The organism is Actinomadura fulvescens (genome assembly GCF_039533225.1).
Classification (GTDB): Bacteria; Actinomycetota; Actinomycetes; order Streptosporangiales; family Streptosporangiaceae; genus Spirillospora; species Spirillospora fulvescens.
In genome coordinates this window covers 331,172-349,661 of record NZ_BAAATD010000010.1, presented here as the reverse complement: position 1 = coordinate 349,661, position 18,490 = coordinate 331,172, and the positions used below count along the sequence as shown (strand labels likewise).

Genomic DNA, 18,490 nt, shown 5'->3' with positions numbered 1-18,490 from the left:
TCGCCGGAGCCATCAGTAGAGGTCATCGGCCTATGGGTGCATAAGCTCAACTTATGTCCCACCCTGCGAGAGCCATGTCCCTGTCGCGACGCGTTCCCGAGCTGAGCGCTCTGGAACTGCTGCTGGCCGTCGTCCGGCTGGGCAGCCTGGGGCGGGCGGCGGACGAGATGGGGATCACCCAGCCCGCGGCCAGCGGCCGGATCAAGTCCATGGAACGCCAGCTCGGCGTGGCCCTCCTGGAACGTTCGCCCCGAGGTTCACGGCCCACCAAGGCGGGCTCTCTCGTGGCCGAATGGGCCCAGCAGGTCATGGACGCCGCGTACGCCCTGGATGCCGGAGTCGAGGCCCTGCGCGAGCGCCGCGACAGCCACCTGCGGGTGGCCGCGAGCATGACGATCGCCGAGTACATGATCCCCGGCTGGTTGCTGGCGCTGCGCCAGGCACGCCCGGACACCGCCGTCACGCTCCGCGCGGCCAATTCCGCGGCCGTGGCGGAGCAGGTGCTGTCCGGTGAGGCCGATCTCGGCTTCGTCGAGGGCACGAACGCTCCGGAAGGTCTCGGCGGCGCCGTCGTGACCACGGACCGGCTCCTCGTCGTGGTCTCCCCCGCCCATCCGTGGGCCCGCCGCCGCAGCGGTGTGGCCGCCGCGGAGCTCGCCGCCACCTCTCTGCTGCTGCGCGAAGAGGGTTCCGGCACACGCGAGGTGATCGATCGCGCGCTCGCCTCGTACGGCGGCACGGCCCCGCCCCTCCTGCAGCTCGGCTCGACCACCGCGCTCAAGGCCGCCGCCGTCTCCGGCGCCAGCCCGGCCGCGGTCAGTGAACTCGCCGTCGTCGAGGAACTGGCCGACGGCCGCCTGATCGCCGTCCCGGTGCCCGAACTCGACCTCAGCCGTCCGCTGCGCGCCGTCTGGCCGACCGGACAACGCCCCACGGGCCCAGCTCGCGACCTGCTGGCCCTAACCCGCCGCCCTCGCCGCTAACCACTGATCACGAACGCGACGAGGCGCGGCGGCCTAAGGACGGGTTGAGCCAGGCGTTGTCAGTCGGCTCTGGCTCCGCCCGAGGGGCGCACGGCCGCCTACCGCGCGTTCGTTCGCCGCCTACGAGCATCGGCGCGGCCGAGAGCGGCTTTCCCATTCAGGGCGTTCCCGAGGAGCGGGCTGCATCGAAGGTTCGCGAGACGAACGTTCTCCTCGGAGCCAGAGGTGGTCGGTGCCGGGCGCCTCGCCGGCTGGACCAACGCCCTTCCCTAATAGCGATGTTTGCCGGGTAGACCTACCTGCCAGGTAGGTTTACCCGGCTCTGCAGGAGGCCATTCGGCGTGTGGCGGTGCTTTGTTTCGTGTTGTGGCAAGCGAAGTCATTACTCGACTCCGAGTCTGTGCCGTCTTACACTTTGAGACGTGGTCGCCGATCGTGCGAGGGTGCCATGGTCGCCACGCGGGGAATCAGTGCGGAGGGCGTCGAAGGCACTTGTCGATTCGTGCACCAAGCATTCCTGTACGACTCGGATCACCTGTTCGTGGAGCGGGCGGGCGCCTTCCTGCGTGACGGCCTGGCCTGCGGTGAGCCCGGGTTCGTCGTCGTCAGCCCGCACAACACGGCACTGCTGCAACGCACTGTGCGAGATCCGGGCAACGTCACGTACATGAACGCGGCCGACTGGTACGCCTCGCCCGGCCGGACCCTCAGCGCTTTCCTTCGTCGCCTACGCGAACACCCCGGTCCCCAACAGCTTCGTGTGATCGGTGAGCCGAGATGGGTGGGCCGTACGCCGACTGAGATTCTCGCCTGGCAGCGCTACGAATCGGTTATCAATCTGACGCTCGCGACAACCCATGCATGGGTCTTGTGCCCGTACGACACCCGCGTACTCCCCCGAGACGTCGTGGCGGGGGCACGGCGTACCCATCCCGAGATCGTCAGCCGTGTGCGCACGTCCCGAAGCCACACCTACGTCGAGCCCGCCGCGTTCTCCGCCGAGTGTGATCAACGTCCTTTGCCGACGGCTCGTGCCCCGGTCACCACCCACCCCATCGGCGGTACCGAGCTGCGACGCACGCGGCGGCTCGTGGTGCTGGCCGCGCTCGACCGGGGGTTGAGGGGAGAACGTCTCGACGATCTCGCCGCCGCCTTCCAGGAGATCGCGACGAACGTGGTCGAACACGGCGGCGGCCACGGAACGGCCAGTGTCTGGTCGGACGGAAACGACCTCGTCTGCGATGTGACCGACCGTGGTGCCCCGTGGGACTACCACGTCGTCGGGCACCGCCCACCCGCCCCGGGCTCGACCAGCGGCCTGGGCGTGTGGATCGCCCGCCGCCTGTGCGACCAGGTCGAGATCCGGACCGGCCCGCACGGTTCGCTGGTGCGACTCCGCATGAGACTGACCTGACCGGTTTCAGATCGATGGACGTTCTTCACCAGCCAACGTGTGTCTAGCGTTTCCCAGCCCCTGCCTTGGCGCCCGTACTGCACGGAGCCGCAGGCCGTGAGACGGGGCAATGGGGCATGGTGTGCACTTCCTGCTGCACCGATTCGAACCGATATCGGCGGGGCCTCGTCGGTGACTGGGCGATGACGCGGGGACGCGGGCCGGCGGAGGGTCGAGCCTTGGCGGGCCGATCGTCCGCCGCGGTATCTCCCGAACGTGGGAGCAGGGTCGATTCGAGGCGCTGCATCAGCATCAGCAGGAGCAGGCCGGCTGCCGGGGTGAAGAGTGCTGCGAGGATCGGTCTCGCCTCCAGCCAGGACGATGGGTGATCCGGCACGTTCGCTGACGGTGCCGAGCAGGTGCGTGCTCGGCGTACCCCTGTGCACGAGGTGAAACATGCACCGGAGCGCAGATGAGCATTGTTTGGGGTGATTGTTTCTGGCATAAGGCTTTTGTGGCGGGGCACTACTCACGCACCCCTGGCGCGAACGGCCGATCCGTTCGCGACGTTCGTGAGGAGTACAGATGGCTGGCAAGTTCATGCTCAAGAAGGGCACCACTGGCAAGTACCACTTCAACCTCGTCGCCACCAACGGCCAGGTGATCGCAACGAGCGAGAGCTACGAGAGCAAGGCCGCCGCGTTGAAGGGCATCGAGTCCGTCCGCAAGAACGCCCCCGAGGCGAAGCTGGAAGACCAGACCGCCAGCTGAGAGACGGCGTCCACGGACGCCGCCCCGAAACACCAGACCCCTGATCGCCCACCACGCCACACCGAAGCCGGACCGAGCACCGCCCGCCCACCAATGAGGCGTCCCCACCATGGAGACGACCCCCGCCGGGAGGCAGCCCCGCCGGGGAGACCGGCACCTGCCGGGGGCGGCGCCGCTGGGGAAGAGACTGCCCCCCGCCAGTGAGGCGGCCCCTGCGGGGGAGGCGGCCTCCGCCGGTGAGACCGGCCCCCGGCCAGGTAGGCGGCGCCAGCCATGGAGGCGGCCCTGCCGCCGGGGGCGGCCCCCCGGGAGGAAGCCCGCCAGGGAGGCAGCCCCATCTGGGACATCGGCACCTGCCGGGGAGGCGGTCCCGTTTGGGACATCGGCACCTGCCGGGGAGGCGGTACCGCCGGGGAGACCGGCCCCGCCCGGAAGGCGACCTTCGCCAGGGAGGCAGCTCCGCCGGGGAGACCGGCCCCGCCCGGGAGCGGCCTTCGCCCGGGAGGCAGCTCCGCCGGGGAGGCGGCCCCGTTTGGGACATCGGCACCTGCCGGGGAGGCGGCGCCGCCGGGGAGACCGGCCCCTGCCGGGAGGCGGCGCCGCTCTGCCCCGGAACCGGCGCACCGGCCCGCCCAACCAGGTGGCCGCGTTCGCCCCGCCAAGGAGGCACGCCAGGGCGTTCCGCCAACGAGGCACGCCAGGGCGCGTTCCGTAGGCGCAGCAGAGGGCATCAGGAAGAACGTGAGGCGCCGCGGCCCGACATCGAACGCCAAGGCGGGACGGCCCCTCACCGAACCCGCCCACCGCGGAGGGCAGAGCACGACATCGATGGAGGTGAACGACCATGAAGATCATCTACAAGGCGCTCTCGCTGCTCTTCAGCGTTCTGGGAGGCCTGCTGGCCGGGCTGCTGTTCAAGCAGGCGTGGAAGCTGGCCGCCGGTGAGGACGACGCGCCCGACGCGGACGACCCCGACCACGGCTGGGCCGAGGTGCTGGCCGCCGCCGCCCTCCAAGGCGCGATCTTCGCCCTGGTGAAGGCGGCCACCCAGCGCGCCGGCGCACACGGCGTACGCAAGGTGACCGGCCGCTGGCCCACCGACTGATCAGCATCGCCGACCACGTGCGCAATCCAGACCAGTTGCCCAGCCATGCGAGCGGTCGATGAGCGAACCCAACGGCCTCTCGTGCACCGGCGCCAGGTCCTGTTCGGTGGATCGTGCGTTGGTCCAGAGGAGTGTGCTGGCCAGGCGGATCGCTGCTTGGTAGTGCCGGGCGAGTCTGTCGTAGCCGGCGCCTTGCCTGAGTCGTTTGAGGCAGCGTTCGACCAGGTTGCTGCCCTTGCAACGGCAGAATCGAAGGTGGACGGGGTGTCCGCCTCGGCTGCCCGGCCGGGAACGTTCGGCCTGTTGACAGTGCGTTCGCGGATGGATGCCACCGATACCGCGCCGACGCGGACAGCGTGGAACTGCAGGCCCTGTCACCGATGATCTGGCCGGGCCGGTGCGGGTCGTCCCCGGCCCGGTCCGCGGCACGCCGGTGGTGGCCACCACCGGCGCAAGGCCGTGCAGCCGATGACGTTCCGCTGATGATCACCAGCGCCGGCGGCAAGCCACAGCCATCAACGGCCAGGTGGGCTTCTGCTGCTCAGCTCGCCTCTGGGCCGAGCGCCTGACTCGTCCCCTCCTTCCGGGTGCCTGCCGCGCCCTGGTGGGCCCGCACGATCGCCGAATAGACACCGACCGACCAATCCACATCCCCGCCCGCATCGCCGTGAACCTGCACACGCCCCAGCAGCGCATCGAACGTGCCATCGGCCGCCCAACGGCGATAGCGCTCATACACCGTCTTCCAATTGCCATACCGCCCAGGCATATCCCGCCACGGCGCCCCGGTCGCCAGCTTCCACAAGATCCCGTTCAACACCATCCGATGATCCAGCCACCGCCGACCCTGCACAGGCTGATCAGGCAACAGCGGCTCGATCCGCGCCCACGCGGCATCAGTCAGTTCATGACGACGCACCACACCCGCCATCACACCCCAACCCGAAGATCGGCATCAGCCCAACACCAACATCCACCGGTGGCCTGAGGCTGTGCATGACGTGCATGGCTGATGGCGCTGTCGGTCAGAAGCTGTTCGGAATGATGCCGCCAGTACCGTTCCAGCGCCCAGCCCACACATTCACCTATTGTGGCGAGGATATTACTTTGAGTAAGGTTGGGCTGGGAGCGGACCGGCACGTCGAAAGGAACCACATTGCTGGGATCTTGTCTTGTGCGGGCGGTATCCCCCCGCGCGACGCCGGCCACGTCAGTGACCAGGATGGTCGCGATCCTGATGGTTATCGTCCTGGCCGCACTGCCGCATCCCGTACTCGCCGCGCCCAGCCCGGTCACGCCGGTTCGAGGCCTGGCTGTGCTCGACCTGGGATCGGGGCTCGATCTGGAAGGCCAGGGCATCATCGAGCGTCCCGTGAACGGCGCGATCCACGCTGCCGAAACCCCGAGCATCGATACCGACCAGGGTGTGACGTTCAAGATGGCCACGGGCAGCAACCTGCTCGCCCGCAACGGGCAGCTGACCGCCGGCACGTTCTCCTTCCAGGGCGGCGTCGAGCTGAGCAAGGGCAGAAAGAAGGTCGTCCTGCGCGCACTCACCCTCAACGTCGCGACCGGCCAGGTGACCGCGGTGCTGGGCTCCAAGACCCAGACCGTCGGCACCTTCCCCCTCCGCGATGTGGAGGTCTCCGCCAAGCGGCCCGGTTCCCTCGACGCGGTGATCACCTTCGGTGGGCCATTGACCATGAACGCGCAGACGGTGGCGGGCATGGACGCGGCCCTGGGGTCACAACTCGCTCAGGACGTGGACCAGGACACCGGCATCGAGGTCCCCATGCAGATCCACGCCGTCATGACGCTCACCTCCGATCTGGCCGCCGCCTTCGATCTGGACCTCGACGCCGTCCAAGACCTGGACCTTGATCTCGGCATCCATCTCCTCTAGCCGCCACGGCGCACCAACCTCCACAGACCAAGACGCCAGGGCGAGCCGCTCACCACAGGCGGCTCGCCCCGTCTTGGGGACATGCGCCGTCCGCACCGGCGGCTGAGACTGCGGGAGTACGGATACCCGAACTCGCAACCCGCATGCCGGACGGCATTCAGTGCTGCCGAAACCTGGCCGAGGCGTGTTTCCAGGTGAAAGCCATGGACCATGGGCGTCACTGGATTTGCCCGCTAGGCGATGGCGATGACGGCCTTGCCGCGCGAATGGCCTGACTGGAGCCGTCGGATGGCCTCGGGCGCCTCGCTCAAGGGATAGCTCCGGTCGATGACCGGGGTGACCTTGCCGTTTTCAAGAAGCGCGGAGAGCGTGTCCAGTTCCTCCTTGTGCGGCACGGAGAACATCGGGCGCAGTTTGTGGCGAACGAACGGGGACAACGCGGCGGCGTGGAAGGTCCGGCCCGACCCTCCCAGCAGTCGCCCTTCCCCTTCGCCTCCGACGAGGACGAGCGTTCCGCGCGGGGTGAGGGCGCTGCGCAGGTGAGACAGCGACCGCAGCCCCGCCGTGTCGATGATGAGGTCATAGCGGCGTGTGCCCTCGGTGAAGTCCTCGTGGGTGTAGTCGATGACCTCGTCGGCGCCCAGCGACGTGGCCAAATCCGTTTTGGACGTGCTGCACACCCCGGTGACGTGGGCACCGAACGCCTTCGCGAGCTGCACCGCGAACGTTCCCACACCGCCGCCCGCGCCGATGACGAGGACCTTCTGCCCCGCCTCTACCCTTCCCTTGTCGCGCACCGCTTGCAGAGCGGTGATGCCGGAGGTCGGTACAGCCGCGGCCTGCTCATGGGTGACGTTCGCCGGTTTCGGCACGACTTTGCCCTCGGCCGCGCATACGTACTCGGCGAAGGAGCCGTTGCCCACGCCGAAGACCTCGTCGCCTGGCTTGAACGAGGTGACCTTCGCCCCGGCCTCCTCGATGTGTCCCGCGAAGTCCCATCCGCGAACGCGCAGCTTGGGTTTGCGCAGTCCGAAGGCCGCGCGGACCAGGTACGGCCTGCCCGTCATCAAGTGCCACACGCTCGGATCCAGGCCCGCCACCTGCACCCGGACCAGCACCTCGCCGGCCTTCGGCACGGGTTTGTCGATGTCGTCCAGCACCAGAACGTCTGCCGAGCCGTATCGATCCTGGACGATCGCCTTCATCGGGTGCCTGCCCTTGCGTCAAGGTCATGGTCACTCACAGAGTCCCCGTCTGGCCGGGGCGCCGCAAGAGATCCAGGATCTACGTTGCAGCCGGGCTGCTCGTCCGCCGACACCCTCCGTTCATCATCGATCAACACCTGGACGCTCACGGTTTCCGGCGCTTTGCGATGAGCCCGTGATGGACTGCGGCTTTCACGCGGCTGGCAGGCCGTTGACGAGGGCCGGATCGGTGATGTCGCCGAAGGCGGAGGCGGGCGCGCCGGTCCAGGCGTGCACGATCAGCCCGGTCGTCGACATCGTTTTCAGCCGCTGGACGACACCGATCCTTTGGTCTCTCCACGCGTACGGCACGCAGCGTTTCGTCGAGTTGCGCCGCAACATCGGCGCCGTCACGGCCAAAGTGCTGACGCAGCGGCTGCGCCAGCTGGAGCGGGACGGTCTGGTGGTGCGCACGTACCACCCCGAGATGCCGCCCCGGGTCGAGTACGAGATCACCGAGCTGGGCCGGAGCCTGGCTCCGCTCTTCGCCTCGCTCGCCGAGTGGGCCGACACCAACCTGCCCAAAGTAGAGCGGGCACGGCAGGCGTTCGACCGCTCAGAGCAACTGACCTCCCACCGGAGCTGAGACACCCAGAACCGCGAGCAGTGGTGCAACGGCCGGCGGACGTGTGACCATCCGCGACGAGACCGCCGGGCCACTCCACGTGGCACGGCGGTCTCGTTCCCTCCTGTCGGCGGCGGACGGGTCAGGCCGGCCTTGATCCGCCGGCCAGCCACTCCACCTCCAGCCCCTCGGCAAACACCTCACCCGCCTCGGCATCCCGACCACCGCAGCACGAAGCGCCGCGCTGGCCCAACACCTCCACGACAGCCCGGCACCCGTCGTCGCCCAAGCCCTCGGCTTCCACCCGGTCACCACAGCCAAGATCTCAACCCGCACCGGACTCACCTACAGCCGCTACGCCCCCGGCAATCACACAAGCTCACCACGGCCCACCCCTCAGCGGAGGAACTCGCGACAGTTGAATACGCGCCTCCGCCAGTCAACCGCCGTCCGACACTCCGCGCGCCTAGAGCGGTAAGCCTTCCCGTGTGCCGGTGGCGCCCCGCCAACGGGCCTTGACCTCCGCGCATCGCGCGGGGGCCGCAGGTGCTGAGGGGCGGGGCGGAATCAGACGGGTGTGGTCCTGCCCCCGGCCACCAGGGCGGCCAGCCGCTGGGCGGTGTCGGTGTCGGCGGGTTGCTGGACGATCAGGAACAGGCCGGGCGCGTCAGCGGGGCGCAGCACGATCTGGTTCAGCCGCAGGGTTCCGGCGGACGGGTGCCGGATCTCTTTGGCGAACCCACCGGTCCGGGCGTTCACCGAACGCTCGTCCAGCCATTCGCGCGCTTGCGGGTAGCCGGCGCGCAGCCGCCGCTGTATTTCCGCCATGCGGGTGTCCTCAGGATTGCGGGCGAAGCTCTCCTGCAGCTCGCCCACCACCCGGCGGGCGTGCTCGGGCCAGTCGGCGATCTGATCGCGGATCTCGGGCGCCGCGAACATCAGGTAGGCCATGTTCCGGTCGGCCACCGGCCAGTCGGAGAACCTGTAGAGGGTCTCCGCGCCGAGGTTCCAGGCGCGCAGGTCCCAGCGGTCGTCGAGCACGATCGACGGCGTCGGGTCTTGGGCGTACATGAGCTGGACCAGGTGGTCGGGCGCCTCGCTGACGCCGGGTCGCTCCGGCGGCTGCAGCGCGGCCAGCCGGAACAGGTAGTCGCGCTCGGCGTCGGTGAGCCCGAGCGTACGGGCGATGGAGCCGAGCACCTCCGGTGACGGATGGATGTCGCGGCTCTGCTCCAGCCACGTGTACCAGGTGACCCCGACACCGGCCAGCAACGCGACCTCCTCGCGACGCAGGCCGGGGGTTCGGCGGCGCACACCCGGCGGCAGGCCCACGTCCTGCGGGGAGACCTTCGCGCGGTGCGTACGCAGGAAGCTGGCGAGCGCGTCACGGCGCAGCTGACTCATCGGCTCTCCCTGTTAGCGGCGCTACCAGTATCAGCACGCTCTGCCGGAAGATCCATTCCCGGCCGAGGCTTGGGCCATGAACAAATCACTCACCCGGCGTACGGTCGCCGCCGCCCTCGCGACCGCCACCCTCTCCGTGCTGCCCGTACCGGCCGCGCTGGCGACCCCGTCCCCTGTCATCACCGGGAACGCGCCCTCCCTGCACCCGGAAGGGATCGCGTACGACCCGTACCGGCGGGCGTTCCTGGTCGGCTCGGTCCGGCACGGCACTGTGTCGGTGGTGCGCCGGAACGGCTCCGTCAGCACGCTTGTGCGCGACCCGGCCTTGGTTTCCGCGATCGGTATCCACGTGGACGCGCGCCGTGGCCGCCTGCTCGTCGCCAACGCCGATCCTGGTGCGGGGACCCGCAGTTCGCCGCGGACTCAGCAGCGGCTGGCCGGCGTTGGGATCTACGATCTGAGCACCGGACACCGGATCCGTTACGTGGACTTGGCCGCTGTGGCCTCGGACGGTGGACGCCATCTCGCCAACGACATCGCCGTAGCCCCCGACGGCACCGCCTATGTCACCGACTCGTTCGCGCCGATCGTCTATCGCGTGCCGGTCGGTGGCGCCGCCAGCGTGTTCGTCCGCGACGTTCGTCTCTCCAGTGACTCCTACGGTGCCAACGGCATCGTCTGGCGGTCCGGCAGGCTGATCATCGGCAAGTACGATGACGGCACACTCTGGAGCGTCTCCACGCGCAACGCCGCCACACTCCGCCAGGTCCCGCTGGACCGCCGGCTTCCCGCCCCCGACGGCCTCACCCTCCGTCCCAACGGTGCGCTGACCGTCGTGAACAACACCTTGTCGCCGAGTGGCGCGAACGTCGTCCTCACCGTCCGCCTATTCGCGAACGGCCGCCGCGGCAGTGTCGTACGCGAACAGCGCTCCCCGGAGCCAGTCCCCACCACCGCCGCCATCGGCCCCCTAGGCCATCCCTACGTCCTGAGCGGACGCCTCGACCTCCTGTTCGCAGGCACTCCGTCCGACACCTTCACCGTCCGCCGTTTCTGACCACCTGAGAGCCCGTCGACCTCGCACGCCAGGCCGCGCCCTGCACGACACGACACGGGGCATGACGAGCATCTCTGCGAGAAGTCGCGGTAAGCGGCCCGGAGCGCGTTCCTTGGCGTGACGTTCCGCGCCGATGGGGGTGGGCGGGTGTGGCAGGAATCTTCGGGTTCTTCGCCCGGCTCTTGAGCGGCTACCGACCGCGTCGGCTGGGCGGGCTTGATGGGTCAGCGGGTGCGTTGGGTGATGAGGACTTCTAGGCCGTCGAGGAGGCGTTGGAGGCCGAACTCTCGGCTTCTGTCCGGGGTCGGGTCCCCGGCGGATGCGATTGCGGCGCTCAGCGCGGGAAAGCGGCCGGCGGCGTGGTCGGGCAGGGTGCTGAGGTCGGGCCCAGGCTGCCGCTGTGTGGTCCATGGCTGAGTTCCGGCTGATGCGGTTGATCGGGTGTTGCGGACGTGGCCGCTGAGCAGGAGGACCGCGTCCATCTGCTCGCTTCCGCTCAGCCCGGTCCCGGCGAGGGCGGCGACCGCGATTTCTGTCCAGCCGACCTCTTTCGGGCCCATGACCCGCTCGCCGATGGTGGCGCCGGGCAGCCACGGGTGGCGGTCCCAGGTCTCCCACAGCTGATGGGCCCACTGTTGGAGCTTGCCGCGCCAGCCGCCTGGGACCGCGCTCAGATCGAGCGGCTCGCCCACGGCTTCCTCAATCATGACGGCGATCAGCTCGGCCTTGCCGCTGACATAGCGGTACAGCGCCATCTTGGTGAAGCCGAGTTCGCCGGCGACCCGCTGCATGGACAGCGCGGCGAGCCCTTCGGCGTCGGCGATGTCCATCGCGGCCCTGGCGATCTCTTGGATGGTGAATCCGGGCTTGGGCCCTCGGTTCGGCGGTGGTCGCATTCCCCAAAGCAGCTCCACGGTGCTGTCCAATCGATCCTCCAGAATGCCTTGCCGCCGAACTAAAACTGTGTCTAGCATACACAGCGTCTACCGGACACTGTTTCTTGGATCGTCACCAGCGACGAGGGGACCACCATGGCTGAGAACACCCAACAGCAGCGCAAAGTCATAGCCGACGCCGTCGTTTCGATGGACGGCTACACCAGCACAGGCCCCGAGGACGACATGAGCTGGGCCATGGCGCACATCAGCAGCGAACAGAGCGAGCTCATGTACGAGGGGATCTGGCGCGGAGTGAGCACGGCGGTCCTCGGCCGCGTCAACTGGGAGGGCTTCACCTCCGTATGGCCCGGCCTGACCAGCGACCCGAGCAGCTCGGCCCGGACCCGCGACCTGGGCAACTGGCTCGCCACGGTCGAGAAGGTGGTCTTCTCCACGACCCTGCAGCAAACCGACCTGGACAAGGCAGAATGGACCAACGCCCGAATCTCCCGCGACCCCGAAGCCCAGGTACGCGCTCTCAAGGCCGCGCCGGGCCGCGACATTCTCGTCATCAACAGCGCCAGCATCATCAAGGCGCTGCTCAAGGCCGACCTGATCGACGAGCTCCATATGACCGTGATCCCGGCGACCCTCGGCGCCGGAGTGCGCCTGCTACCCGACGGCCTCGCATCGACATGGCGGCTTTCCCACACCACCACCATCCCCACGACAGGCGCCGTCGCCCTGTGCTACCGCCGACCCTGAGCCGGCGTCTCGCCCAAGAAACAACCCCGGGCCCCCGGGAACGCGCGACCAACCCCCAAAGACATCCCAGGTGGACGTGGCCGGCGGGCTGGCAGCGCCCAGTTCTGGATCATGTTGGGGGATGCGTTCGGACGCGGTCATGACGGCGTTCCAGCCGGCTCATGCCGTGCGGCCACGCGGTAGACCGTGGCGCACCCGATGGAGAAGACGTCGGTGAGGTCGGCGATGGTGTACTCGCCGGTGCGGTGCATGCGTACCAACTCGGCCTGCTGTAGCGCCGTCAGCTTCGGACGCTTTCCCTTGAGCTCGCCTTTGGAGCGGGCGATGGCCATGCCCTCGCGGGTGCGGAGTTTGAGCAGGTCGACTTCGAACTCGGCGAAGGTGGCCAGGATGTTGAAGAACATCTTGCCCATGGGGTCGGCGGGATCGTAGAGGCTGCCGCCCAGTGACAGCTTGACGCCGCGCTCGACCAGGGAGTCGCCGATCTGCCGGGCGTCGGGCACCGAGCGAGCCGGTCGAGCTTGGGGACGACCAGGGTGTCGCCGGCGCGGACGGCAGCCAGGGGCCTGGTCGGGTCCGGGGCGGGCGCGGCTGGTGCCGGTGAGGCCCTTGTCGAGATAGATCCTCTCGTCCGCGACGCCATGGTCGGTCAGGGCCTGGCGTTGAGCGGTCAGATCCTGCAGGACGGTGGAGCATCTGGGTACCCGATGAGTTCCTCCGCAAGCGTGCCGTTTAGCCCCCCATCGTCGGACACTTTCTCGGACCACCTATATGAGACGACGTTCCCACAGGTCACTATCTCGCTCGCGACGCGACCAGGATCGCCCGGTGAGCGAACCCCTAACGGACATCGGGCGATGGGCCGGTCAGGGGACGAGCGCCACTGTCGCAGGGTGATGTCTGAACTTCGTGTGCACGGGCAGTCGCTCCTCGACCGGCACGAGCTCAGTGGATCCGGGTTCAGCCGGGGTTCACATACTCCAGGCCGAGTAGGGGGAGCAGCTCGCGTAGGCATTCTTCGAAGACGGGTTCGAGGTCGGAGTAGGCGTAGTCCAGCTGATTCAGGACCTCCATGCACACGAGTCCGTACAGTCTGATCCAGCACTTCATCACGACGTGCAACGCCTCGGGCGGGAGTTGGTCGCCGAGGGTGGCGGCGTACTTGCGTAGCTGCTCGCGCAACGACTCGTCGAGGTCGTCCGGCACAGGGAACGGCCGCGTCCGCCACAACTCGGCGATCTGGCCGAGGAAAACGCCTCCGAAGCGCTGTCCGGCCAGGTACCACTGCGAGTCCGGCTGCCGGTGTGGCGGCGCGATCCGGCTGGCGAAGATCCAGCGGAACTCGGCGGGATGCGACGTCGCCCAGCGGCGCAGAGCCCGGCAGATGGCCAGCAACCGGAGCGTGGGCGTGTCGTGCGCGTCTCGGGCGGCCTCCATCTCCTCGGTCAGCTCGCGGTAGAAGTCCGCGGTCACCGCCCCGACCAGCTCCTCGTGCCCGGCGAAGTAGTGGTAGAGCGCCGGGCCGCTCATCCCCACCTCGCGCGCGACCGCGTTGATGGTGACCGCCTCCGGTCCCTTCGTGGTCAGCAGCCTGCGCGCGGCCGCGCGGATCTCCGCGAGGGTCTGCTGCCGCTGCCTGTCCCGCCGGCTCGTCGTCATCGGCCACCTCCGTTGACATCCTAGGCGGTCTATGTTCTCTTAATGGTTCTAGATTCACCTAGAGCCATTAAGGAGAGTCCATGCGTAATCCGCTGACCAGCGCCTTCGCCAAGTACTTCATGGAGGCGACCATCACCGAGGCAGACCAGCTCACGCCGACCATGCGGCGAATCCGGCTGGAAACCACCGAGCCGATCCCGTTCCCCTACATCCCCGGCCAGCATGTGCGGATCCAGATCAACGATCCGCTGTCGCCGCGTGGCCTCCTGCGGCCCCTTGAGACGCTGCGCACCTACACGATCTGGAAGCACCGGCCCCAGGCCATTGAGCTGCTCGCCCACCTGTACGAGAACGACGGCGGCGGCATCGGGCTGCGGTGGGCGTCCACGGCGTGTCCCGGCGACCGCGTGACGTTCTGGCGGCACCAGGCGAGTTTCTGCATCCGCGAGGACGCCGCGTACCACCTCTTCATCGGCGAGGAGACCGCCAGCGCCGCGTTCAGCCCGATGATCCGCGCGCTGGACGGCTCGGCGCGGGTGTACGGAGTGCTGGAGAGCGAATCACCCCACGACGACCTCCCCATGCCCCGACCGCACGACCTGCACCGTGTCCACCGCCACGGCACATCAGCTCACTACTCCACGACGCTCCTGGCCGGTGTGACCGACCTCGACCTGCCCGCCGAGCCCGGTGCCGCCTATATCGCCGGCGAGGCCAGGACCTGCCAGATGATCCGTGACCACCTCGTTCGCGACCGCAAGTGGCCCCGCACCTCGATCAAGGTCAAGCCGTTCTGGACCCCAGGGAAACGCGGCCTGCACTGAGCCGCGAACCCTCCCTCGAATCGGTCGTCTTTGCCGAGGAGCAAGCGCTCCCGCTGACCAGATGACCGGTCCCCGACCGCGCCACTCCGCGTCCCGGATCCGCAAGCCGTGGCCTCAGAACGGGCCTCCGCCCGGCCCCCCGTCACAGCAGGTCAGACCGATATCCGTGCTACCGGGACCGCCACCGAGACGATCTCGCTGAAGGACATCCAGACCGCGCGGTCGGCGTGCCGCCGCGCGCTGCACGGCCAGACCAACGAGCGGATCGCCGTCGTCTCTGCTTTGCTGCCCGACCAGGCCCGCCGTCAGATCCCGCAACCGGCGAGACCGTCCCGGAAACGACCGCTGATCGGCGATGACGGACCTGGTCGTTCACCTACGCCGAGGACAAGCCGTGACCGCCCCGAACCCGCCACGCGCGACCTCCGATCCGGCACGTTCATCGCCACCAAGGAGCACCGCCGCTTCACCGAGTTCGCAGGCGCCGTTCGCCGCAACGGCTAGCCTGAGCCGGCCACGCCCCCTGCCCGCCGGCGTGGGCAAGACGCTGCCCGCTCGCCACTACGCCCACTGGGACACCACCGGCCTCTACCTGACCGATTGGGGACCGCGCAGCGACGCCGACGCAGCCATGAACGCCACCCTCAACCGGACCCGGACCGTCTTCTACACAGCGGCGACTACCGACACGCCACGCCATTAGGCACCGAACTGCGCACGCTGGCCACCGCCTGAACATCTGCGTCCACGATCACCTCACCCGCGACCAGCCGCCCCAGCAGTGGCAGCCCACCGCGGCTCGCCCTACCTGGAACTGCTCATCGTGGACGAAGCCGAACGACTGCGTCCCAACGTCCTGGAGCACCTACGCGACCACTACGACAGGACCCGCATGGGCCTAATCTTCATCGGCATGCCCGGCATCGAAAACGCCTTGCCCGCTACCCCCCGCTCTACGGCCGCCTCGGCTTCGCCCACCACTACCGGCCGCGGAACGAGCTGACATTCGTCCTCACACGGCGCTGGCGCAAGCTCGGCCTGAACCTGGACACAGCCGACTTCACCGACGCCCAGGCCATCGCCGCACCGCGCGCCCGGCAAGGGCTTTCGTGCGCGCGGTGGCGTCGACGCGCGCAGTTCAGAGCCGCGCCCATGATCTGCAAGGCGCGCTCAGGACCGCGTATCACGCGCACATGCGCACGATTCACCGAGAGCGCCCCCGAGTGGCGTCGACCAGCTCGCGGACGGACGCTCGCGGCGAGAGATCGCAGCGCCAGTCGCAGCGGAGCGCGCGGTCGGCGCATGCGCGCAGCTCATCTCAGGTTCGGCAAGGGTGGCGCGCGCCGACTTATTCGGGTGAGCAACAGTCGCTGGGTTCGTAGGTTCCCTGTGGTCGTTGGGCCGATTGGAACGGTGCTGGACCTGGGCTTGTAGAACGTCCCGCTTTGCCACGGTCCCGTCTGAAGCAACCTCAGTCAGGCGGAAGCCTCTTCGTCTCCGCCGACGATTCTTGGTCGAAGGCGAATTCGTGGATTGGTGAGTTTGGGTGCCGGGCGGTCCGACAGCCTCCGTCCATCGTCTGAGGCGCAACTAGCGATGATGTTGACAGGTCGCGCGCCGGGGTGGCTCATCGAGCCATTGGCGTCAGGTCGGGCGGTCAGCGGGGTGGGCGGATGTCGCGGCGGTGGACAGCGGGCAGGGCGTCGAGGTCGTTGAGGATCTGGTGGAGGCAGGCGCGGGTGGTCGCCACAGCGTCGTCACCGGCGTGTTGGAGGAGTTCGGCCTCCAAGGCGGCGCGGGCCTGGCGGGCCGCGTCGATGGCCATGCGGCCGCGAGGGGTGAGGCGGACGCGGCGGATGCGGGCGTCGCCGGGGTCGGGAAACCGCTCGGTGTAGCCGAGGGACTCTAGCTCGGCAATGGTCTTGGAGGCGGCCTGCTGGGTGACGGCGAGCCGAGCGGCCAGGTCGCCGATGGTCGGCTCGCCCTCGATGAGGTGCTGGAAGACAAAGCCGTGGCTGAAGCGCAGATCGCCGTACCCCTGCCGGGCGAGCGCGTCCTGCACCCGGTCAGCGGCGGCGAGGCCCACGAAAAGTGCGAGGGTCTGGATGTCCAATTCCACAACCGGGATTGTACATCTATGGTTGTGCTTATGGAGGCCAACACCGAACTCGCCCTTCGCTACCACGCGGCCGTCGCGAGCGGCGCCATCGGAGCCGACCTCGCCGCCTATCTGACCCCCGACTTCGTCCATCACGAACTGCCGAACCTGTTCTTTCCCGACGGCAACCTCAGCGACCTGCCCGCGGTCCTGGCAGCGGCCGAACGCGGCCAGGGCAAGCTCGCCTCCCAGACCTACCGGGTCCGCAACACCGTTGCCTGCGGCGACACCGTCGCCCTGGAGATCGAATGGACCGGCACCCTCAAGTCCGGCCCGACGCTGCGAGCCCACATCGCGACCTTCCTCGATTTCCGCGACGGCAAGATCTGCGGCCAACGCAACTACGACTGCTACGAGAAACTCCCCGACCTCTGAGCCCACCCCGACCGGTCCCAACCGACCGAAGCAGCCGCAGACGGTCGAGATCACAGGCCGTGGACCACGCCGGCCAGGTAAGCGGCAGCCCGGCCGATCGGGCCACGAACCGGCCGGCGCGCTCGCGCCCTACGCACCCAACCCTTGGTCTTCAACCTGCCGCACACCACCACCAGCCACCACGCCGCCAACACCCAGACCATCCGAGCCACCCAGATCGAGAAGACAACCCCAGGCCGCGCTACCCCTCCCAACCCACATCCTTCGCGGGCCTCAAACCCCCAAAAAGCCGTGTTCCCCCGAGAAACCTTCAGCACCGCTCAACCCACGGCGGACGTGTCGTTAACGGCCGTGTCATACGCCGCAGGTCCCAGCCCGTCCTGCTGCTCACCGTGGCGGTTACGGCGACGAACCCTCGGTTGCTCCAAGCGAATTGCGTTTCAGTCCCCGCCGTTGGCCAGGGCGGTGAACGGGTGGCGGGGTGTGGGCGTCCGAGCCGGTATGAGGGATCGGATGAGGCGGTTGCACCGTCGGGGGAGTACGCGTTCGCGCGTCCCGCTGCCCGGGTGATCGGGACAGTGCTGGCCGTGCTGGCGCCTGGCCGCGGCGTACGCGGTGGCGCTGTGGAAGATGCCCGGCTGGATGGGGGTCTCCGATCCCAAGGACCGGCACAATGCGCGGCTGCTTGGTCTCGGCCGGTGGTCCGGTGGTGGCGATCTCGCTGCTGTACACCGCCCGCAGCTACCGGCTCTCCCACCTGGGCCAGGTGACCGACCGATTCACCAAAGCGCTGGAGCGGCTCAGCTCCGATGACATCGACGCCCGCCTGGGCGGCATCTACACCCTGGCCCACGTCGCCAAAGATTCTGGCCCCCACCACAACGACGTCGTCGAGGTGCTGGAGACGTTCGTCCGCCGCGCCCCCGCCGCCCGCCGCGACGACGGCGGGCCTAGCCTGGGCCGGCCACGCCCCCTGCCCGCCGAGCCCGACGCCGACGTCCAGGCCACGCTCACCGCGCTCGCTACCCGGCCCCACCGTCCCGAACGCCGCACCCTCAACCTCAACGCCTCCACCTCGCCCAGGCCCGCCTCCAAGTCCGCGGACCTGCGGTACGCGGACCTGCGGGGCGCCAAGGAGATGACGGCAGCGAGGATCCGGTCGGTGGCGAGGGTGGACGAGCACACCCAGTTCTAGCCACGAGCGCAGCCAGCAAGACCCCACTCGCGAGCCTTACGGCGAATAACACGATCGTTAACGGCACCCCTATTCGGTGCGCGCCTCTCCCCGGCCCCGGAGAGCGCGCATCAGCCACAAAGGGCGCGCTCGCGGCGCGCGGTGAGGATCGCCCCCCGGGTCATGCCGTCGCCACGTCCGGGCGGGCGGAGCGTGGCCCCGGCGGCGACTG

The 18,490-nt window shown here is 68.8% G+C and carries 21 protein-coding genes; 14 read left to right on the top strand and 7 right to left on the bottom strand.

Annotation, left to right across the window (positions count from 1 at the left end; genetic code table 11):
- Positions 1-74 precede the first annotated feature (74 nt).
- The 4 genes from ABD333_RS33530 to ABD333_RS33515 all read left to right on the top strand — a co-directional run bounded on the left by ABD333_RS33530 (position 75) and on the right by ABD333_RS33515 (position 4,252).
- Positions 75-983, top strand: coding sequence for a LysR family transcriptional regulator (locus ABD333_RS33530; RefSeq protein WP_344546557.1), 909 nt, complete (start codon positions 75-77; stop codon positions 981-983).
- A gap of 502 nt (positions 984-1,485) precedes the next feature.
- Positions 1,486-2,397, top strand: coding sequence for an anti-sigma factor RsbA family regulatory protein (locus ABD333_RS33525; RefSeq protein WP_344546556.1), 912 nt, complete (start codon positions 1,486-1,488; stop codon positions 2,395-2,397).
- Between the two features lie 564 nt (positions 2,398-2,961).
- Positions 2,962-3,147 (top strand): YegP family protein, encoded by a 186-nt coding sequence (locus ABD333_RS33520; RefSeq protein WP_344546555.1) that lies wholly within the window; start codon positions 2,962-2,964, stop codon positions 3,145-3,147.
- An 844-nt stretch (positions 3,148-3,991) separates the two neighbouring features.
- Positions 3,992-4,252: a DUF4235 domain-containing protein gene (locus ABD333_RS33515; protein ID WP_344546554.1), complete on the top strand. Its 261-nt coding sequence runs from the start codon at positions 3,992-3,994 to the stop codon at positions 4,250-4,252.
- Between the two features lie 541 nt (positions 4,253-4,793).
- On the opposite strand, the gene ABD333_RS33510 is transcribed toward ABD333_RS33515, so the two are convergent.
- Positions 4,794-5,183, bottom strand: a complete 390-nt coding sequence (locus ABD333_RS33510; RefSeq protein WP_344546553.1) for an IS5 family transposase — start codon at positions 5,181-5,183, stop codon at positions 4,794-4,796.
- Between the two features lie 306 nt (positions 5,184-5,489).
- Here ABD333_RS33510 and ABD333_RS33505 point away from each other — a divergent pair, with 306 nt between their 5' ends.
- Positions 5,490-6,155 (top strand): hypothetical protein, encoded by a 666-nt coding sequence (locus tag ABD333_RS33505; RefSeq protein WP_344546552.1) that lies wholly within the window; start codon positions 5,490-5,492, stop codon positions 6,153-6,155.
- Positions 6,156-6,388: 233 nt separating this feature from the next.
- On the opposite strand, the gene ABD333_RS33500 is transcribed toward ABD333_RS33505, so the two are convergent.
- Positions 6,389-7,360, bottom strand: a complete 972-nt coding sequence (locus ABD333_RS33500; protein WP_344546551.1) for an NAD(P)-dependent alcohol dehydrogenase — start codon at positions 7,358-7,360, stop codon at positions 6,389-6,391.
- A 232-nt stretch (positions 7,361-7,592) separates the two neighbouring features.
- On the opposite strand from ABD333_RS33500, the gene ABD333_RS33495 reads away from it, so the two are divergent.
- Positions 7,593-7,985: a winged helix-turn-helix transcriptional regulator gene (locus ABD333_RS33495; RefSeq protein WP_344546550.1), complete on the top strand. Its 393-nt coding sequence runs from the start codon at positions 7,593-7,595 to the stop codon at positions 7,983-7,985.
- Positions 7,986-8,531: 546 nt separating this feature from the next.
- Here ABD333_RS33495 and ABD333_RS33490 read toward each other — a convergent pair.
- Positions 8,532-9,368 carry a helix-turn-helix transcriptional regulator gene (locus ABD333_RS33490; RefSeq protein ID WP_344546549.1) on the bottom strand — a complete coding sequence of 279 codons (837 nt, stop codon included), beginning with the start codon at positions 9,366-9,368 and terminating at the stop codon, positions 8,532-8,534.
- A gap of 76 nt (positions 9,369-9,444) precedes the next feature.
- On the opposite strand from ABD333_RS33490, the gene ABD333_RS33485 reads away from it, so the two are divergent.
- Positions 9,445-10,425, top strand: coding sequence for a hypothetical protein (locus ABD333_RS33485; protein WP_344546548.1), 981 nt, complete (start codon positions 9,445-9,447; stop codon positions 10,423-10,425).
- Positions 10,426-10,649: 224 nt separating this feature from the next.
- Here ABD333_RS33485 and ABD333_RS33480 read toward each other — a convergent pair whose 3' ends face one another.
- Complete coding sequence (locus ABD333_RS33480) at positions 10,650-11,351, bottom strand: TetR/AcrR family transcriptional regulator (protein ID WP_344546547.1); 702 nt, start codon at positions 11,349-11,351, stop codon at positions 10,650-10,652.
- A 105-nt stretch (positions 11,352-11,456) separates the two neighbouring features.
- Here ABD333_RS33480 and ABD333_RS33475 point away from each other — a divergent pair, with 105 nt between their 5' ends.
- Positions 11,457-12,068 (top strand): dihydrofolate reductase family protein, encoded by a 612-nt coding sequence (locus ABD333_RS33475; protein ID WP_344546546.1) that lies wholly within the window; start codon positions 11,457-11,459, stop codon positions 12,066-12,068.
- Between the two features lie 137 nt (positions 12,069-12,205).
- Here ABD333_RS33475 and ABD333_RS33470 read toward each other — a convergent pair whose 3' ends face one another.
- Complete coding sequence (locus ABD333_RS33470; protein WP_344546545.1) at positions 12,206-12,835, bottom strand: recombinase family protein; 630 nt, start codon at positions 12,833-12,835, stop codon at positions 12,206-12,208.
- Positions 12,836-13,028: 193 nt separating this feature from the next.
- Positions 13,029-13,727 carry a TetR/AcrR family transcriptional regulator gene (locus tag ABD333_RS33465; protein WP_344546544.1) on the bottom strand — a complete coding sequence of 233 codons (699 nt, stop codon included), beginning with the start codon at positions 13,725-13,727 and terminating at the stop codon, positions 13,029-13,031.
- An 80-nt stretch (positions 13,728-13,807) separates the two neighbouring features.
- Between ABD333_RS33465 and ABD333_RS33460 the strand changes: the two genes are divergently transcribed.
- From ABD333_RS33460 to ABD333_RS33445, 4 genes are all read left to right on the top strand, one after another.
- Entirely contained in the window at positions 13,808-14,551 is a 744-nt protein-coding gene (locus ABD333_RS33460; RefSeq protein WP_344546543.1) for a siderophore-interacting protein, read from the top strand.
- Between the two features lie 108 nt (positions 14,552-14,659).
- Positions 14,660-15,055: a hypothetical protein gene (locus ABD333_RS33455; RefSeq protein WP_344546542.1), complete on the top strand. Its 396-nt coding sequence runs from the start codon at positions 14,660-14,662 to the stop codon at positions 15,053-15,055.
- Positions 15,056-15,086: 31 nt separating this feature from the next.
- Complete coding sequence (locus ABD333_RS33450) at positions 15,087-15,254, top strand: hypothetical protein (RefSeq protein WP_344546541.1); 168 nt, start codon at positions 15,087-15,089, stop codon at positions 15,252-15,254.
- A 78-nt stretch (positions 15,255-15,332) separates the two neighbouring features.
- Positions 15,333-15,554, top strand: coding sequence for an AAA family ATPase (locus ABD333_RS33445; protein ID WP_344546540.1), 222 nt, complete (start codon positions 15,333-15,335; stop codon positions 15,552-15,554).
- Between the two features lie 654 nt (positions 15,555-16,208).
- Here ABD333_RS33445 and ABD333_RS33440 read toward each other — a convergent pair.
- Positions 16,209-16,670: a MarR family winged helix-turn-helix transcriptional regulator gene (locus tag ABD333_RS33440; RefSeq protein ID WP_344546539.1), complete on the bottom strand. Its 462-nt coding sequence runs from the start codon at positions 16,668-16,670 to the stop codon at positions 16,209-16,211.
- A 30-nt stretch (positions 16,671-16,700) separates the two neighbouring features.
- On the opposite strand from ABD333_RS33440, the gene ABD333_RS33435 reads away from it, so the two are divergent.
- Entirely contained in the window at positions 16,701-17,084 is a 384-nt protein-coding gene (locus ABD333_RS33435) for a nuclear transport factor 2 family protein (protein WP_344546538.1), read from the top strand.
- A 673-nt stretch (positions 17,085-17,757) separates the two neighbouring features.
- The gene (locus tag ABD333_RS33430) at positions 17,758-18,279 is read left to right on the top strand and encodes a hypothetical protein (protein WP_344546537.1); all 522 of its coding nucleotides are present in this window, start codon (positions 17,758-17,760) and stop codon (positions 18,277-18,279) included.
- Positions 18,280-18,490 lie beyond the last annotated feature (211 nt).

What these genes read in the sequence shown, in the direction of transcription:
- ABD333_RS33530 (WP_344546557.1), top strand. Translation starts at nt 75, where the DNA reads ATGTCCCTGTCGCGACGCGTTCCCGAGCTGAGCGCTCTGGAACTGCTG.
- ABD333_RS33515 (WP_344546554.1), top strand. Translation starts at nt 3,992, where the DNA reads ATGAAGATCATCTACAAGGCGCTCTCGCTGCTCTTCAGCGTTCTGGGA.
- ABD333_RS33485 (WP_344546548.1), top strand. Translation starts at nt 9,445, where the DNA reads ATGAACAAATCACTCACCCGGCGTACGGTCGCCGCCGCCCTCGCGACC.
- ABD333_RS33460 (WP_344546543.1), top strand. Translation starts at nt 13,808, where the DNA reads ATGCGTAATCCGCTGACCAGCGCCTTCGCCAAGTACTTCATGGAGGCG.
- ABD333_RS33465 (WP_344546544.1), bottom strand. Translation starts at nt 13,727, where the DNA reads ATGACGACGAGCCGGCGGGACAGGCAGCGGCAGCAGACCCTCGCGGAG.
- ABD333_RS33430 (WP_344546537.1), top strand. Translation starts at nt 17,758, where the DNA reads ATGCGCGGCTGCTTGGTCTCGGCCGGTGGTCCGGTGGTGGCGATCTCG.
- ABD333_RS33495 (WP_344546550.1), top strand. Translation starts at nt 7,593, where the DNA reads ATGTCGCCGAAGGCGGAGGCGGGCGCGCCGGTCCAGGCGTGCACGATC.
- ABD333_RS33500 (WP_344546551.1), bottom strand. Translation starts at nt 7,360, where the DNA reads ATGAAGGCGATCGTCCAGGATCGATACGGCTCGGCAGACGTTCTGGTG.
- ABD333_RS33490 (WP_344546549.1), bottom strand. Translation starts at nt 9,368, where the DNA reads ATGAGTCAGCTGCGCCGTGACGCGCTCGCCAGCTTCCTGCGTACGCAC.
- ABD333_RS33435 (WP_344546538.1), top strand. Translation starts at nt 16,701, where the DNA reads ATGGAGGCCAACACCGAACTCGCCCTTCGCTACCACGCGGCCGTCGCG.
- ABD333_RS33505 (WP_344546552.1), top strand. Translation starts at nt 5,490, where the DNA reads ATGGTTATCGTCCTGGCCGCACTGCCGCATCCCGTACTCGCCGCGCCC.
- ABD333_RS33510 (WP_344546553.1), bottom strand. Translation starts at nt 5,183, where the DNA reads ATGGCGGGTGTGGTGCGTCGTCATGAACTGACTGATGCCGCGTGGGCG.
- ABD333_RS33475 (WP_344546546.1), top strand. Translation starts at nt 11,457, where the DNA reads ATGGCTGAGAACACCCAACAGCAGCGCAAAGTCATAGCCGACGCCGTC.
- ABD333_RS33520 (WP_344546555.1), top strand. Translation starts at nt 2,962, where the DNA reads ATGGCTGGCAAGTTCATGCTCAAGAAGGGCACCACTGGCAAGTACCAC.